A 14,434-nucleotide genomic window follows, 5' to 3' on the forward strand; every position below is an offset into this window, starting at 1 on the left:
ATATAGTATGTTTCTATTTCATAGTGAGTGTTTTGTCCCGATTAATGGATCACTCACTAATTAAACTTCATTTTATCTATTACTTTTTTTCAGCTTTGAAGTAATAAACCCAAATAATAATACACCCATACCACTCAAGAACAATACATAACTTATCGGTACTAGGAAAAAGAAAGGTTCTTCAAGGAATCCATTCGCTCCTACCTTACTGTTTGAAGCATGTATAGCTAAAGAAACAATCGCTAAAATCATAAAAGAAATAGCTACTACGTATTTATTTTTCATTTCACATTCTCCTCTATTCGTATAATCCCTTTTGATTAGTTAACATCATATTACTCAAAACAACACTAATAGTCAATAACGATTTATCGTTTTACAATAAATAATTATTGACTATTATGAAACAAAAAGATTTGCGAAGCACCTTAAATTGCCTCACAAACCTTTTCAAACATAAATATTTACACTTCAAATTTCTTACTTACTACAACATAAATCGCACATAATAGCACGAATATCCCAGCATAAATTAACAAAATTTCTACACTAAACATATCAGCCAATGGACCAAATATGATCATTCCTAAAGGAAGCGCGCATGAATTAGCGATTTGTACAACACTAAACATACGCCCATGCATAGAAGGTTCTACTTTTTCCTGCAATAACACAGTAACTGGTGTATTGAAGCACGGCATTGTTATACCAATTAAAAAGTTAAATACTAAATACACAATAAATATGGGTGCAATTCCTAGTCCAATCATAAGTAGTCCATACAACGCACAAGCTAGCGCTGTTGTATGCATACGATTACGGAAACCACCCCACGCCGCAATCAATACGCCACCAGCTGCCGCACCGGCACTAAAAGTCATCTCGCTAGCAGTAAGTCTCCACATTTCTGCACCGAAAGAACGAGTTACCATTAAAGGTGTTAAAAAGGCAGCTGGACTTATTAAAATCATGACAATAATTAATAAAACGAGTAGCCTTTTAATAAATACATTTTCTTTTAAATAAGCAAAACCTTCTTTTATGCCTTGTAGATTAGATTTTTGCTTACTCTCTGCATTCACATGTCTCTCCACTTGAATAATAAACATAATACTAATTCCAATCATAGCCGTAATAACATCAATAAAAAATGTCGTTTCAATGCTAGTAACAGAAAGAATTGCGGCACTTGCCGCCGGTGAAAGAAACATAATTAAAGATGTAATACTACTATTTATCCCATTTACTTTCATAAGATAATCTTTCGGAACAATTTGTGGAATTAACGCATTCACAGCTGGCGTTTGTATCCCTGTCCCAGCTGAACGAATGAGTAGTACTATAAAAAGTAGCCAAATACTTTTATATCCTGTTAAAAATAAAACTGCTAAAACTAACGTAGCAATTGCTATAACCCCGTCCGATAACATAATCATCTTTTTACGATCGTAACGATCAATCCAAACACCTGCAAACAAAGATATCGCAATTTGTGGTAGGAAACCACAAACGGTTGAAATGGTCAACATTAACCCTGACGATGTGGTTAAGGTGATATACCATATAATCGCGTATTGCACGAGAGAGGAACCGAACAACGAAATAGTTTGAGCAGTCAAAAATATAATAATTTTCTTTTTCCAATCATTTCTACTCATATGTTTCACACCCCCTTAACTAATCCTGTCTCTATATTAAAAATACTATCTGTCCAATCAAGATAAAAACTTGCTTCGTGAGATACGAGTATAACGCTCCCCTTAAATTGTATTAACGCCTTTCGCAAAGCTTCTTTCGCTTCCGCATCTAGATGATTTGTCGGTTCATCTAAGATTAAGAAATTACAAGGTGATAATAACAATCCGCATAATTTAACCTTTGATTGTTCACCACCACTCAACGTACGAATTTCTTGTGAAACATGAGTATCCTTCACACCACATGCAGCTAAATGATGACGTATTTCCTTCGTATTCAGTTTTGGAAACTGTTCCGAAATAATTTGAAGCGGCGTTAAAGAATCATTGCGCCAATGTAAATCTTGCTCATAGTAACCCATCTTTATTTGCTCTGAAAAATGAAATTCTCCAGAAATACTAGCAATATTTCCAACGATTGTTTTTAATAAAGTAGATTTCCCTACTCCATTGAATCCTGTAATAACAAGTTTTTGCCCACCCATTACTGAAAAATTCAACTTTGGTAAGAGAGCAAAATCGTAACCAATTTCAAGGTTATTTACTTCAAGAACTATCTGAACTGAAATGGGAAGTTCCTGAAAATGAATAGACGGTTTATGAGTAAAACTTGGTGGTGCAATTCTTTCCATACGTTGCAACTGCTTTCTGCGTCCTTGTGCTATTTTTGAATTTACTCCAGCGATATTTCTACGAATATACTCTTCCGTTTTTTCAATTTTCTTCTGCTGTGCATGATATTGGCGAATATAATCTTTTCGCAAATGCTCCTTTTGTCTTACAAAATCTGAGTATTTGCCGTAATACTTCTTCACCGTTCCAAACTCTACATCACATATGCAAGAAGTTACTTTCTCTAGAAAATCAAAATCATGTGATACTACAATAAACGCCCCTTCAAAATTCATTAAATAATTAGCAAGCCATTCAACATGCTCTTTATCAAGAAAGTTTGTCGGTTCATCTAGTAATAAAATATTAGGCTCTTCTAATAAAAGCTTTGCTAAAATCACCTTTGCCCGTTGTCCTCCGCTTAATTCACCAATAACACAATCCATCCCAATAGCGTCAATACCTAAACCGGCTGCCACCTTATTTATTACGCTGTCTACTGAATAAAAATCACGAGCCTCAAGCTGCTCTTGTATTTCAGCTGCTTTCAATAGTTGATTCTCATCTCCAGTCATCGCACTTTCTTCATATAACGTATTCATTCTCTTTTCCATTTCAAACAAATCATAAAAGGCTCGCTTTAAATATTGTGCAATGGTATAGCTCCCATCAATTTCTGCATATTGATCAAGATGTCCAATTTGAATATTAGGTTGCCACTTAATGCTCCCTTTATCAGAAATAATTTCCCCCATCAATATTTTCATTAATGTGCTTTTTCCTGCACCATTCTGCCCAACAATCCCCATATGTTCTCCTTTATGCAAATCAAAAGAAGCATTTTCGTATAATGCTTTATCTATAAAACTATGTGATAAACTTTCAACTTTAAGTAAACTCATTTTTATTCCTCTTTTCCTGAAATTAAAAAAAGCAGAGAGATAGCGTCATTCGACACTAGCCCTCTGCTTCGTGGTTTTCCCATACTACTCCAATTTACAGTAAAAGTTCATTGGAATAATATACACAAAGGGCCATAGACAAAGCATTGTCTATGGCCCCTTAATCTATTTTATGCATCAGCTGAATAACCATAACGAAATAAGCATAGGTAAACTATACTTTTTTTGAAAAGTTATTCAGCCGATGAATATAGGGGATTTATGCCCCTTGATTAAGCTCCGTACAACGCTTCACCGTATACATTTGTGCGGAGCAAAGTTTTCTAATGAGTTTTACAAATTTTATATAAAGCATGTTCTGCACCTTCCTTAATACTTAAAAGGGATTTTAGCATACAGTTTTACGAAGCGTCAACATTACTTCCAAATCATTCAACTACTTGCTTTCAAAATATTCCTTCTGGAACATGCACATTCTTATCGCATTATGATAGTTACCATCAACGAAAAACTCGTCGAGAAGTTCACCTTCCACCATAAATCCAACCTTTTTATAAACATGTACTGCTTTTTCATTTTCCTTATCCACCACTAAATAAAGTTTATGCATATTTAATACAGAAAAAGCGTAATCCATCGCTAAACGCGTCGCTTCCGCTGCATAACCATGTCCTTGATAGTTCGGATCAATAATAATTTGGAATTCAGTTCTTCGATGAATATAATCGATTTCCACTAACTCGACTAATCCAACCATCTCATTATCTTTCTCCAGGATAAAACGGCGTTCACTTTGATCATGGATATGTTTATCATATAAATCCTGTAGTTCTACAAAAGCTTCATACGGCTCTTCAAACCAATAAGACATAATATGTGCATTATTATTAAGTTCGTGTACAAACTTTAAATCTTCCCGTTCTAAAGGACGTAACTTTAATTCCTGACTCATTTCTATAACCTCCAAGTAAAAGAAACCTCTTCACTTAATTTCTCAATTTTTTTCAATTTCAAACGCCCTATTTTCATTGTAAACTTTCAAGTAACTTGAAGGTCAAGACATAAAAAGTAGTGCAAGCTACGCCTGCACTACTACTCTTTTCTCAAATCTCTCATATTTGATATGTATAAAGCAATGACTAAAACAAGAATGGATCCATCGGTTCCTCATGAAATACGATAATTAAACGAATTAACGCCGTAATTCCGATATAAATAAAATAACGTAACGGAAAATGATAATTCGATTTAAAATACTTAATAATTAATGCGATGAACCAATACAAACAAGAAATTTAATTGAACGGTTAAAAAATAAAACTATCTTATAAAAATAGAAACACCCTGAATTATAGGACTTTTTAAAGCACCCACAATCCAGGGTATTCTTTCTCTAATTTGTTTCTTTTTATTATTCTATCGAGTTAGCAATTCCAATCAACTCTTCAGTAGTAAACTTACCTACATCTTTTTCACCTATTAAAGCATAATATAAATTATCTTTTGGACTATTGAATGCCAGGACTTGAGCTGCATCACCTTCTGCATAGGTTGCTTCTATACCATTACTCAATCTTACAATTTTCGTATCATAACCCATTGTATCAATATTTGTTTCAGTCCCTATTACATTAAAAGTTATTCTTTGAGAAGCATCGTTATTCTCGTATCTGTGAGTATAAAATTTTGTTCCCTCTGAAGACTCAGACAGAGATGTTGCTATATATTCTCCAGCTTTATTGTCCATAAAATTAGTAATGCCATAATTTATTTCTTTTAACATACCTTGATTTTTCTGTTCATCTCTAAAGATTACTTTCTTAGGAAGCTTTACATCTTTAGATACCGACTTATATAATTCCTTATCTGTATTTAAAGCATATGCTTCTACTTTTTCTCCGCTAGCCTGTACTTTATCTTCCATTCCACTGACTAAACACATACTAGTAGCTAATCCACCAAATAAAATCACAGCTAGTAACTTTTTATTAAATTTCATTTAGATCTCCACCTTTTCATAATATAAATTTAATATTTAAAGATCTGCACATATCTGTATTGAACTCCATTACCAGCTCCAGAACTACGAGCATCTGTATTTATATGCAAGTTAGAAGATGTTACATTGGGTAAATTAAGTCCCCAAAATGGTTCTGGATTATTTCGTAACATTTTATTATAAGCACTTAAAGGATAATGCACATTAGAACTCGTTTTACTTTGTGCCCAAAAACTTTGTATATAAGGGTCACCAGATTCGATACTGGTGCGTAACTTTATCGCTATTAAACGTTTGTCTTTACTAATAGTACTTATCATTGATAGATTCCCACTACCACCACCGCCAGAAAAACCAGCACTATTTGTATAAGAACCACCACTAGATCCAACATTATACTGTTTATACTTATCAACATAACTACCTGCACTAACTGACCCTAAAGACGAAAAACCTATAAAAGTTGCTAATGCCCCAATCCCACAAATCTTTTTTACCCTTGGATTCCCAAAAAATTTGTTAAACATGAATCACATCACTCCTTTTTAGATTTTTTGTTACAAAAACATCATAAACTAATATAAAAATTTAATGTCGAAATTTACAACTTATTAACGAAAAAATGAAAAAAATGCAGATATTTACGGTAAGTTAATAAAAAACAAAATTACCCTTAACCTATCCTAGCTCCATGTAGGCTAAAATATTATTGTGAATGTTTTTCTAAAAATTAAGAAAAGGAGATGAATCTATGCGAATGCAATATAGAAAATATGCGTCATCTGTAATCTCGCTAGCCTTATTTACTTTTACTCTTATTGGTTGTACTAATAACGAGAAAAAAAAGAATAAAAAAGAGACATATACTTTTGAGGCTTCTAAAAAACGTGGTGATATTATTGAAAAAAACGATAAAGTTTATAACATAGAGAAATTAGATGCTTTCGTAAAAAACTATAATTCAAATAAAGACGATTCCGTTAGAATTACTAAATTTAATACCAAGAACGAGCCTGTTATTATTGATTTAACTGTAAAAAAAGAAAAGGAATCTACCTCCGTCTATTATGATGTTGACTATACAAAAACAAATGAGAAACATAATGAAAATCAAGAGATTCAATATTCGAACAATACATGCCAAAAGATCACAAAAGATATTGAAGACAACAAAGTAACTTATAAATTAGAATGTCCTGACACTATTCATTTGATTACAGCCCCCCAATTATAGGGTGGAAAATTGCAAATAAAAAAGTAGTGCAAACTTACGTCTGCACTACTACTCTTTTCTCAAATCTCTCATATTTGATATGTATAAAGCAATGACTAAAACAAGAATGGATCCCGCATATAACAACGTCTCCATCGGCTCCTCATGAGATACGATAATTAAACGAATTAACGCCGTAATTCCGATATAAATAAAATAACGTAACGGGAAATGATAATTCGACTTAAAATACTTAATAATCAATGCGATGAACTCGAAGTATAAGAAATACACGATGATGCTCTCAACCAATTTATACGATGTATATTCCTTTGTTGAAAATATGTATTGAATAAATGTAATCGTCTCGTTAATTAAAAAGATCGATAAAACAATGGATAATATAATTAGAGCTATATTCAATATCCACTGTAAAACACTCGCGATAAAATGATCGATATTAAATGATTTCATTTTCACATTAAACTCCCCTTCGTATAAGTACATATTTATTATAGCAAAATTATACTTACAGAAATGTTAAATCATATGTGATCGTCCTCTTTCACTATCACTTCACCATTAGGATATTTATGCTCAATATAACCGCTACCCCAATCACAAAGTACTTTTAAACCTTGTTTTAATGATTGTCCCTGTTCTGTAAGGGAATATTCCACTTTCGGTGGCACTTGATTGTATACTTTTCTAGATACGAGCCCATCCTTTTCAAGCTCTTTCAATTGCTCAGTAAGCATCTTTTGTGTAATACCAGTTACCAACCTTTTTAACTCACCCGTTCTTGTTGGTCCACTTGTTAAATGATATAAAATGTGGGATTTCCACTTTCCTCCGATCACATCCAAAACAACTTCAATTCTATTGTTATACTCTTTTTTCATACTGAACTCCTTCTGTATTTTGATAGGCACTTTCTCGTGCCTATGTCACGAGATGGTGTCTATATCACGGAAAAGTGCGTACTTTTCATAGTACCTGTACTATACCATAATGATGCATGTAAGCAACTTAGTGGAGGTATTTAAAAATGAAAAAAGAAAATCGTACTGCAAATTTTTATGATGTAATTCGTGAGCGTCGTTCCGTTCGTTCCTATGATCCTTCAGTTACAATCTCTAATGAAGAAATTAAAGAACTTTTAGAAGAAGCAATGTTAGCACCAAGTAGTTCTAACTTAAACCCATGGCGTTTCATGGTAATTACAGATCAAGACTTAAAAGAAAAGCTTCATCCAATCGCTTTAAATCAACCACAAGTGTTAGAAGCATCTGCTATGATCGTAATTTTAAGCGAAAATAATGCTCATGAATTCGAACATATCAATAAGGTGAATGAGCGTGCAGTAGCTGCTGGATTCATGACAAAAGAAGTTAAAAACAGGCTGAACAACAGCATTCGTAAGTTTTATGCACCTGTCAGTGACCAAGGAAAAAGAGAGTGGCAAATGCTTGATGGTGGTTTATTAGCTATGCAATTGATGCTTGCTGCAAAAGCGAGAGGATATGATACAGTTCCAATGCTTGGCTATAACGTTGAAGAATTCCGCAAAGCATTTAACGTTCCAGAAAACTTAACTGACGTTTTAATGATTGCACTAGGTAAAGCAAAAGAACCAGGATTCCCAACAGTTCGATTAACTGTAGATGAAGTAACTTCTTGGAATGGCTAGTTTTAATCATCGTGTTTATCGTACTTTTAGAATGAAAGTACGATAAACTCTATTAATGAAACTATGACGATATCAATTATAATCATGACGCAAAACTACAACCTTACCGACTACTTGCAAAAAAGAAAGGCGGAGAAAACAATGCTTGAAGTTTTAAATCGAATTAATGAACTAGCTAACAAACAAAAAGAAGCAGGTTTAACAAAAACAGAATTACATGAGCGTAAAGTATTACGCGGGGAGTATCTTCAAATTATTCGTGGTCAAATCAACACCACTGTTACAGGATTAAAAATATTAGATCCTTTAGGAAATGACGTGACACCTGAAAAATTAAAAAAACAACAAAAGCTATCACTAAACACAGATAACAATGCATGAAAATACCAAGATTTTTTGTTACTTAATGATTCGTCTAAGTAAACATGCGATTAGATGAATCATTAAGTTAACATTACATACCTCATCAACATATCCTTAAAACTTCTAGTTCTAACTTAAAAATCTACAAACAAAAAACCATCCCCCGCCTCTCCGGCAAGTTATGATTTTCAGTCTACAATACCACTAAGTTAATCATTAGCTTATAAGTTTTCTACAAAACGGAAAATAAAGTTACTATAACCTCCAAAGAAAAGAAACCTTATTTCAACTTTCCTATTGATAGATTAACACGATAGTTCCCGTACTTTAATAATCGTCCTAGAAAGTTATCTAATTCTTCATTGGAAGCAAAATGTGTTTTTAATAAATAACACCCCTCACCACTTATACGGTGTACTTCAGAAATCCCTTCTTCTCCTTGAAAGAAATTCATAAACTCTTGGTGATTAGCTGTTGTTACGAACAAAGTAACAAATGCAGTCACTACTTGTCCTAATTTGATTCGGTTTATTGCGATTGTATATTGTTCAATAATTCCTAAATCCTCTAATCTCCGAATTCGATTTCCTACGGCCTGCCCCGTCATATGTATTTTCTGACCAAGTTCTTTCCATTGTATTCTTGAGTTTTCTCCTAATAATTTCAGTATCTCAAAATCTGTTTGATCAATGATATAAACCAATCCTTTCACCGTGAAAGTAGAAAGCCCGAAAGTGTTTCGCCAACTTATTCTGCTTATCGATACAATTCACTATACTTAGTTTATCCTCTTACATCACATTATTTATCAGGTATATTCACTTATAACATAGAGGACATAACAAAAAAATACATCTAGATTTAAAGGAGGTTACAAATATGTTATTACAAGAAATTCTATCGTTCAATGAACAATTTGTAGAAAATAAGGAATATGCTCCTCGTGAAGCGACGAAAATGCCTAAAAAACGTATGGTTGTTGTTTCTTGCATGGATGCTCGTTTAATTGAGCTACTTCCAAAAGCTTTAGATATACACGATGGTGATGCAAAAGTTATCAGAAATGCAGGTGGTAAAATTGCTTCTGCTTTCGATAGTGTTATGCAAAGTGTTGTCGCGTCAGTATACGATTTAAATGCAGATGAAATCTTCCTTATTGGACACCATAGATGTGGTGCGAGCCAAACGAATCCAAAAGGAACACTTCAAAAAATATTAGATCGTGGAGTAGCTTCACCAGAAATTTTATCAGCGATTGAATATGCTGGTGTTGACCTTAAAAAATGGTTATTCGGATTCAATGATGTTTGCGATTCAACACAAGCTAATGTTGATTTAGTAAGAAATCACCCACTTATTCCAAAAGATGTTCCTGTACACGGTTTAGTTATTGATCCACATACAGGGAAATTAGATGTAGTGGTAGATGGATATAAAGCATTACATGGTGAAACAAAATAATTAATATTACTTACACGAAGGGAAGTTATTAGATATGAAAAGACAAGTATTAGATATGAATCGACCAGAAGCTACAAAAAAAATTTTAGAAGCAAAAATTGCAAAAGGTTTAACATGGGAAGAAATTGCAAAAGTAAGTGAAAACTCTGAGACTTGGGTTGTAACAGCGTTATTAGGACAAGCTACAATGACACGTCCAGAAGCAGAAAAAATCGGTAAACTATTAGAATTAGATGAAGATGTAGTTCAAGCATTAACAGTAGTTCCACTTCGCGGCCAAGTAATGGAAATGCCTCCTACTGACCCAATTGCATATCGTTTATATGAAATGATGTTACAATATGCACCAACTATTAGAGAGTTAATCTTAGAAAAAGCCGGCGAAGGCGTAATGAGTGCGATTAACTTCAACCTAGGTGTGGATACACAAGAAGATCCAAAAGGTGGCGATCCTCGTATCGTGATTACACTTAACGGGAAATTCTTACCGTTCCGTACATGGTAATTAATTAAAAATCTATCCATATAATTAAAATGATTTTATAGAGGTACAAAATCCATCCTTTTTAATCTAACTGTATAGAAAGGATGGATTTTTACTATGAGATTCTTTTTCGGTAAAGGAGAATAATATGTATAAAAAATACTTTAATACGAGCTTTAATATTCTACAGTGGTGTGTTTTTCTATTAGCAAATGCAATTGCATTGCCTATCATTATTGGTGGCATCTTCCATTTATCAATGGAAGATATCTCAACATTAATGCAACGAACTTTTTTAGTTGTAGGAGTAAGTTCATTTATACAAGCATGGTTTGGGCATCGCTATCCCATAGCGGATGGGCCAGCCGGTTCATGGGTAAGTATATTTGTCATATTGGGACAAGTTGCTATGCATCAAGGACAAAGTCCAAAGGATGTATTACAACTTCTAGAAGGCGGATTAATTATTGCAGGTATATTACTCTTCGTCCTTGGTATAACAGGGCTTGTTCATCGAATTCTACGTTTATTTACACCCCTGGTTACAGGCACTTTTCTTTTAATATTATCTCTTCAGCTTAGTGGTGTGTTACTAAAAGGAATGATGGGATTACAAGGAGCTGTAACTCATCCTGATTATACAACGGCTACTATTGCGCTCTTTGTTTTTGCCCTTATTACTTTCTTATCAATTAAAGGGAAAGGATGGATGAAAAGTTACGCTGTGTTACTTGGAATTTCATGTGGTTGGCTTTTGTATGCTGTATTAGGAAAATCATCTCATATGCCTTCACACACACCGTTAGTTAAGTTACCAGAGCTATTTTCTTGGGGCACACCTAAATTCGATATTGGAATGACTCTAACTGCGACTTTATTTACCTTTCTTTTAGTTGCAAATACAATTGCTGCTATTTCGGCTGTAAAACAAGTGGCTCCGTTATCTAAAGAAAATGAAAGGCGAACACTGAACCGTGGTGTATGGGTCGGAGGTATATCACATATGATCTCGTCATTGTTCTCTACAATTGGAATTGTACCATTACCTGCATCAGCAGGATTTATTAAACTAACAGGACAAAGAAAAGTAAAGTCATTCCTTATAGCAAGTCTTATATTAGCAGGAATTTCTTTTATCCCCTCAATTGTAAACTTTATATCCTTGCTACCAGGTCCTATTGCTAATGCTGCACTTTTAGCTACATTTGTCCAAGTAATAGGCATTTCATTTCAATCCATTTTACGTGAAGAATTAAAGCAACGCCGATTAACTATATTAGGAATTTCATTATTAATCAGTTTGGGAATAATGTTTCTTCCAGAAAGTGCATTTAGCGGAGTTCCTTCTTCCTTACAATATGTTTTAAGTAACGGATTACTCGTAGGTACTATGATCGTTATTCTGTTAGAACAGTTTTGGAAAGAGTAAAGTATTTATATACTTAATTATAAAAAAAGAATTAAATAAATTTATGCGTAGATTAAAAAGATAATATTCATACTCCTCTTTTAAATTATTGTTACCCTCCCACTTTTTCACAATGAAACTATATACATCAAAATCGTTTCACGACGTTATTACTTCCGCATAGTTGCAATTCATATAATAACGGTACAGTACAAATAACGTGCTGTATAAATAAGCATGGGGGGATTAACGATGAACGAAGCGTTACTATTAGTAGACATACAAAATGATTACTTTGACGGCGGCAATATGGAATTACATCAGCCTGAAAAAGCCGTACAAAAAGTCAAGGAAGTATTGAAAGTATTTCGTGAAAGACATAAAACAGTCATTCATGTACAACATATTGCGAACAATGAAGGAGCTACTTTCTTCTTACCTGAAACAGTAGGTGTTCAAATTCATGATGATGTACAACCGATTGCTAACGAAAGAGTTATACAAAAACATCACCCTAACGGTTTTTTAAGAACCAATTTATTAGAAACATTAAAGACAGAAAAAATAGATCAACTAGTCATTTGCGGTATGATGACTCATGTATGTATTGATGCAACAGTACGCGCTGCCAGTGATTTAGGATTTCAATGTGTTGTAATTGAAGATGCTTGTACAACAAAAGATTTAGAATTCCAAGGAAATCTAATCCCCGCAGTAAGCGCTCATCAATCGTTCATGAGTGCATTAGAGTTTGGTGATATTTACGCAAAAGTTATATCAGCAAGCAGTTTTATAAACAAAAACAAATAAAGGATTACAGTTCCACATAGAAAAAAAGAAAGGATAAATATCTTATTCTTTCTTTTTTTCCATCGTCTTAATGACAGTATTTATACGATAATCACCATAATGTAAAACATGTGCAAGAATCTCTTCTAATTGCTGGTGCGAAGCTGTGTGAAGAATCATGATATAGCATCCATCTCCACTTATACGATACATTTCAGTAATTACGTCCATTTTTTCAAAAAAGGTTTGAATTTGATTATGATAATGTGACGCATGCAGAAATAGTGTAACAAACGTCATAATAGATCCTTCCAGCTTAGCCCTGTCGATATCTATCGTATATTTTTGAATGACACCTGCCTCTTCTAATTTATTAATTCGTTTCCCAACAGCCTGACCAGTCAAATGTACTATCTCTCCAATTTCCTTCCAGTTCATTCTAGCGTTTTCTTGTAATAACTTTATAATTTTAAAATCTGTTGAATCAAACATGGACATCCCCTTTCTATCTGAAACGACTTCTATAAAATCTTCATTTCCCCTAGAGTTTAGCTCAAAAATTTTGTACTACAATTGATTAACTCTATTAGGAGTTTATCAATTGTTAGCGGCTTCCCTTCTTCTTTGCAATGTATTTTATTAATTACTCGTAGGCACTACAGCAAGCTAGCGATTTTTTTATAAATATGAAAATTTTTTAGGAATTAGTTTATCTTTTTTTAATGATTTATTTAGAGGGAGTTTATAGTCAAGTATTAACATAATCATCGTAGTAACTATTACTATAATCACAAACCGTACTACTTACATTTATAAAATGAGGAGACGATAAAACATGCACAAAAAAACGAAAGCACTATCATCTATATTGCTCGGATTCACACTAGTACTAACAGGGTGTGCTGGTACGAAAGCCGAAGAAACACATAGTAAACCGAAACAAGAACAAGCTGCGAAAGATACTAAAAAGGACAATAAGTTAACGAAAGGGCAAAAAATGGCTAACATTCTTAGCGAGACGAATTGGCAAGGTACAAGAGTGTATGACAAAGATAAAAATGACTTAACGAAAGAAAATGCAAACTTCATTGGCCTTGCAAAATATGATGCGAAGTCAGGAAGATATGAATTTTTTGATGCTAAAACAGGTGCAAGTCGTGGTGATAAAGGTACTTTCTTTGTCACAAATGATGGGAAGAAGAGAATATTACTTTCAGAATCAATGAAGTATCAAGCTGTCGTTGACATGACAAAACTAAATAAAAATGTATTTACTTATAGACGAATGGGGAAAGACGCTAACGGCAAAGATGTAGAAGTTTTTGTTGAACATGTTCCATATAAAGAAAAAGAACTTTCTTTCACTGATCCGGACAAGCAGCTGAACACGACTACAGGCAATATTGTTAAAAACGTTGATGGAGATAAAATTTTAGGCGGTACCCTTTGGCACGGAACAAAGGTATTAGATGAAGCTGGTAACGATGTAACACAGGTTAATTCGAATTTTATAAGTCTAGCAAAATTTGATGACAAATCTAATAAATATGAGTTCTTCAATAGCGAAACAGGCCAAAGCCGCGGTGATTATGGTTACTTCGATGTTGTACACGAAAATAAAATAAGAGCTCATGTTTCAATTGGAAATAATAAATATGGTGTGGCTCTTGAACTTACTGAACTAAATAATAAGAAATTTACGTATAAAAGAACTGGTAAAGACCTAGCGGGTAAAGACATTACTGTATTTGTTGAACATGAACCTTATAAAGGTGATATGAAGCTAAAATTTAGTTTTTAAATTTTTTCTTATGAA

Annotated in this window: 18 protein-coding genes and 1 pseudogene; 8 read left to right on the forward strand and 11 right to left on the reverse strand. The window is 33.5% G+C overall.

Annotated features, from left to right (window positions below):
- Positions 1-72: 72 nt before the first annotated feature.
- From KVT31_RS13545 to KVT31_RS13575, 7 genes and pseudogenes are all read right to left on the reverse strand, one after another.
- Positions 73-285 carry a DUF3955 domain-containing protein gene (locus KVT31_RS13545; RefSeq protein WP_088098334.1) on the reverse strand — a complete coding sequence of 71 codons (213 nt, stop codon included), beginning with the start codon at positions 283-285 and terminating at the stop codon, positions 73-75.
- A gap of 179 nt (positions 286-464) precedes the next feature.
- On the reverse strand, positions 465-1,658 hold the full coding sequence (locus tag KVT31_RS13550; protein ID WP_140392595.1) for an MFS transporter: 1,194 nt from the start codon (positions 1,656-1,658) through the stop codon (positions 465-467).
- A 5-nt stretch (positions 1,659-1,663) separates the two neighbouring features.
- On the reverse strand, positions 1,664-3,211 hold the full coding sequence (locus KVT31_RS13555; protein ID WP_088098336.1) for an ABC-F family ATP-binding cassette domain-containing protein: 1,548 nt from the start codon (positions 3,209-3,211) through the stop codon (positions 1,664-1,666).
- Between the two features lie 436 nt (positions 3,212-3,647).
- Positions 3,648-4,163, reverse strand: a complete 516-nt coding sequence (gene speG, locus KVT31_RS13560) for a spermidine N1-acetyltransferase (RefSeq protein WP_016085620.1) — start codon at positions 4,161-4,163, stop codon at positions 3,648-3,650.
- Between the two features lie 140 nt (positions 4,164-4,303).
- A pseudogene (locus KVT31_RS13565) lies at positions 4,304-4,488 on the reverse strand (phosphate-starvation-inducible PsiE family protein); the annotation flags it as partial.
- A gap of 134 nt (positions 4,489-4,622) precedes the next feature.
- Positions 4,623-5,210, reverse strand: coding sequence for a DUF4367 domain-containing protein (locus KVT31_RS13570; protein WP_088098337.1), 588 nt, complete (start codon positions 5,208-5,210; stop codon positions 4,623-4,625).
- Between the two features lie 29 nt (positions 5,211-5,239).
- A complete protein-coding gene (locus KVT31_RS13575; protein WP_088098338.1) occupies positions 5,240-5,737 on the reverse strand; it encodes a hypothetical protein in 498 nt (165 codons plus the stop codon).
- 224 nt (positions 5,738-5,961) lie between these two features.
- Between KVT31_RS13575 and KVT31_RS13580 the strand changes: the two genes are divergently transcribed.
- Positions 5,962-6,444: a DUF4362 domain-containing protein gene (locus KVT31_RS13580; protein ID WP_088098339.1), complete on the forward strand. Its 483-nt coding sequence runs from the start codon at positions 5,962-5,964 to the stop codon at positions 6,442-6,444.
- Between the two features lie 48 nt (positions 6,445-6,492).
- On the opposite strand, the gene psiE is transcribed toward KVT31_RS13580, so the two are convergent.
- A complete protein-coding gene (psiE, locus tag KVT31_RS13585) occupies positions 6,493-6,897 on the reverse strand; it encodes a phosphate-starvation-inducible protein PsiE (protein WP_078417356.1) in 405 nt (134 codons plus the stop codon).
- Between the two features lie 71 nt (positions 6,898-6,968).
- A complete protein-coding gene (locus tag KVT31_RS13590; RefSeq protein ID WP_088098340.1) occupies positions 6,969-7,325 on the reverse strand; it encodes a winged helix-turn-helix transcriptional regulator in 357 nt (118 codons plus the stop codon).
- Between the two features lie 146 nt (positions 7,326-7,471).
- Here KVT31_RS13590 and KVT31_RS13595 point away from each other — a divergent pair, with 146 nt between their 5' ends.
- Together KVT31_RS13595 and KVT31_RS13600 are read left to right on the forward strand one after the other, a co-directional pair.
- Entirely contained in the window at positions 7,472-8,113 is a 642-nt protein-coding gene (locus KVT31_RS13595) for a nitroreductase family protein (RefSeq protein WP_088098341.1), read from the forward strand.
- A 141-nt stretch (positions 8,114-8,254) separates the two neighbouring features.
- Positions 8,255-8,494 carry a DUF896 domain-containing protein gene (locus tag KVT31_RS13600; protein WP_088098342.1) on the forward strand — a complete coding sequence of 80 codons (240 nt, stop codon included), beginning with the start codon at positions 8,255-8,257 and terminating at the stop codon, positions 8,492-8,494.
- 262 nt (positions 8,495-8,756) lie between these two features.
- Here KVT31_RS13600 and KVT31_RS13605 read toward each other — a convergent pair whose 3' ends face one another.
- Positions 8,757-9,188, reverse strand: coding sequence for an Lrp/AsnC family transcriptional regulator (locus KVT31_RS13605; RefSeq protein WP_002096214.1), 432 nt, complete (start codon positions 9,186-9,188; stop codon positions 8,757-8,759).
- Positions 9,189-9,355: 167 nt separating this feature from the next.
- Between KVT31_RS13605 and KVT31_RS13610 the strand changes: the two genes are divergently transcribed.
- The 4 genes from KVT31_RS13610 to KVT31_RS13625 all read left to right on the forward strand — a co-directional run bounded on the left by KVT31_RS13610 (position 9,356) and on the right by KVT31_RS13625 (position 12,639).
- A complete protein-coding gene (locus KVT31_RS13610; RefSeq protein WP_088098343.1) occupies positions 9,356-9,937 on the forward strand; it encodes a beta-class carbonic anhydrase in 582 nt (193 codons plus the stop codon).
- Positions 9,938-9,992: 55 nt separating this feature from the next.
- On the forward strand, positions 9,993-10,442 hold the full coding sequence (gene cynS, locus KVT31_RS13615) for a cyanase (protein WP_088098373.1): 450 nt from the start codon (positions 9,993-9,995) through the stop codon (positions 10,440-10,442).
- A gap of 127 nt (positions 10,443-10,569) precedes the next feature.
- The gene (locus KVT31_RS13620; protein WP_088098344.1) at positions 10,570-11,850 is read left to right on the forward strand and encodes a purine/pyrimidine permease; all 1,281 of its coding nucleotides are present in this window, start codon (positions 10,570-10,572) and stop codon (positions 11,848-11,850) included.
- A gap of 231 nt (positions 11,851-12,081) precedes the next feature.
- Positions 12,082-12,639 carry a cysteine hydrolase family protein gene (locus tag KVT31_RS13625; RefSeq protein ID WP_088098345.1) on the forward strand — a complete coding sequence of 186 codons (558 nt, stop codon included), beginning with the start codon at positions 12,082-12,084 and terminating at the stop codon, positions 12,637-12,639.
- 42 nt (positions 12,640-12,681) lie between these two features.
- On the opposite strand, the gene KVT31_RS13630 is transcribed toward KVT31_RS13625, so the two are convergent.
- On the reverse strand, positions 12,682-13,116 hold the full coding sequence (locus tag KVT31_RS13630) for an Lrp/AsnC family transcriptional regulator (RefSeq protein WP_212667749.1): 435 nt from the start codon (positions 13,114-13,116) through the stop codon (positions 12,682-12,684).
- A gap of 337 nt (positions 13,117-13,453) precedes the next feature.
- Between KVT31_RS13630 and KVT31_RS13635 the strand changes: the two genes are divergently transcribed.
- The gene (locus KVT31_RS13635) at positions 13,454-14,419 is read left to right on the forward strand and encodes a DUF4822 domain-containing protein (RefSeq protein WP_088098347.1); all 966 of its coding nucleotides are present in this window, start codon (positions 13,454-13,456) and stop codon (positions 14,417-14,419) included.
- Positions 14,420-14,434 lie beyond the last annotated feature (15 nt).

It is taken from the genome of Bacillus sp. GbtcB14, assembly GCF_019091205.1.
Classification (GTDB): domain Bacteria; phylum Bacillota; class Bacilli; order Bacillales; family Bacillaceae_G; genus Bacillus_A; species Bacillus_A cereus_AG.

What these genes read in the sequence shown, in the direction of transcription:
- KVT31_RS13545 (WP_088098334.1), bottom strand. Translation starts at nt 285, where the DNA reads ATGAAAAATAAATACGTAGTAGCTATTTCTTTTATGATTTTAGCGATT.
- KVT31_RS13550 (WP_140392595.1), bottom strand. Translation starts at nt 1,658, where the DNA reads ATGAGTAGAAATGATTGGAAAAAGAAAATTATTATATTTTTGACTGCT.
- KVT31_RS13555 (WP_088098336.1), bottom strand. Translation starts at nt 3,211, where the DNA reads ATGAGTTTACTTAAAGTTGAAAGTTTATCACATAGTTTTATAGATAAA.
- speG (WP_016085620.1), bottom strand. Translation starts at nt 4,163, where the DNA reads ATGAGTCAGGAATTAAAGTTACGTCCTTTAGAACGGGAAGATTTAAAG.
- KVT31_RS13570 (WP_088098337.1), bottom strand. Translation starts at nt 5,210, where the DNA reads ATGAAATTTAATAAAAAGTTACTAGCTGTGATTTTATTTGGTGGATTA.
- KVT31_RS13575 (WP_088098338.1), bottom strand. Translation starts at nt 5,737, where the DNA reads ATGTTTAACAAATTTTTTGGGAATCCAAGGGTAAAAAAGATTTGTGGG.
- KVT31_RS13580 (WP_088098339.1), top strand. Translation starts at nt 5,962, where the DNA reads ATGCGAATGCAATATAGAAAATATGCGTCATCTGTAATCTCGCTAGCC.
- psiE (WP_078417356.1), bottom strand. Translation starts at nt 6,897, where the DNA reads ATGAAATCATTTAATATCGATCATTTTATCGCGAGTGTTTTACAGTGG.
- KVT31_RS13590 (WP_088098340.1), bottom strand. Translation starts at nt 7,325, where the DNA reads ATGAAAAAAGAGTATAACAATAGAATTGAAGTTGTTTTGGATGTGATC.
- KVT31_RS13595 (WP_088098341.1), top strand. Translation starts at nt 7,472, where the DNA reads ATGAAAAAAGAAAATCGTACTGCAAATTTTTATGATGTAATTCGTGAG.
- KVT31_RS13600 (WP_088098342.1), top strand. Translation starts at nt 8,255, where the DNA reads ATGCTTGAAGTTTTAAATCGAATTAATGAACTAGCTAACAAACAAAAA.
- KVT31_RS13610 (WP_088098343.1), top strand. Translation starts at nt 9,356, where the DNA reads ATGTTATTACAAGAAATTCTATCGTTCAATGAACAATTTGTAGAAAAT.
- cynS (WP_088098373.1), top strand. Translation starts at nt 9,993, where the DNA reads ATGAATCGACCAGAAGCTACAAAAAAAATTTTAGAAGCAAAAATTGCA.
- KVT31_RS13620 (WP_088098344.1), top strand. Translation starts at nt 10,570, where the DNA reads ATGTATAAAAAATACTTTAATACGAGCTTTAATATTCTACAGTGGTGT.
- KVT31_RS13625 (WP_088098345.1), top strand. Translation starts at nt 12,082, where the DNA reads ATGAACGAAGCGTTACTATTAGTAGACATACAAAATGATTACTTTGAC.
- KVT31_RS13630 (WP_212667749.1), bottom strand. Translation starts at nt 13,116, where the DNA reads ATGTCCATGTTTGATTCAACAGATTTTAAAATTATAAAGTTATTACAA.
- KVT31_RS13635 (WP_088098347.1), top strand. Translation starts at nt 13,454, where the DNA reads ATGCACAAAAAAACGAAAGCACTATCATCTATATTGCTCGGATTCACA.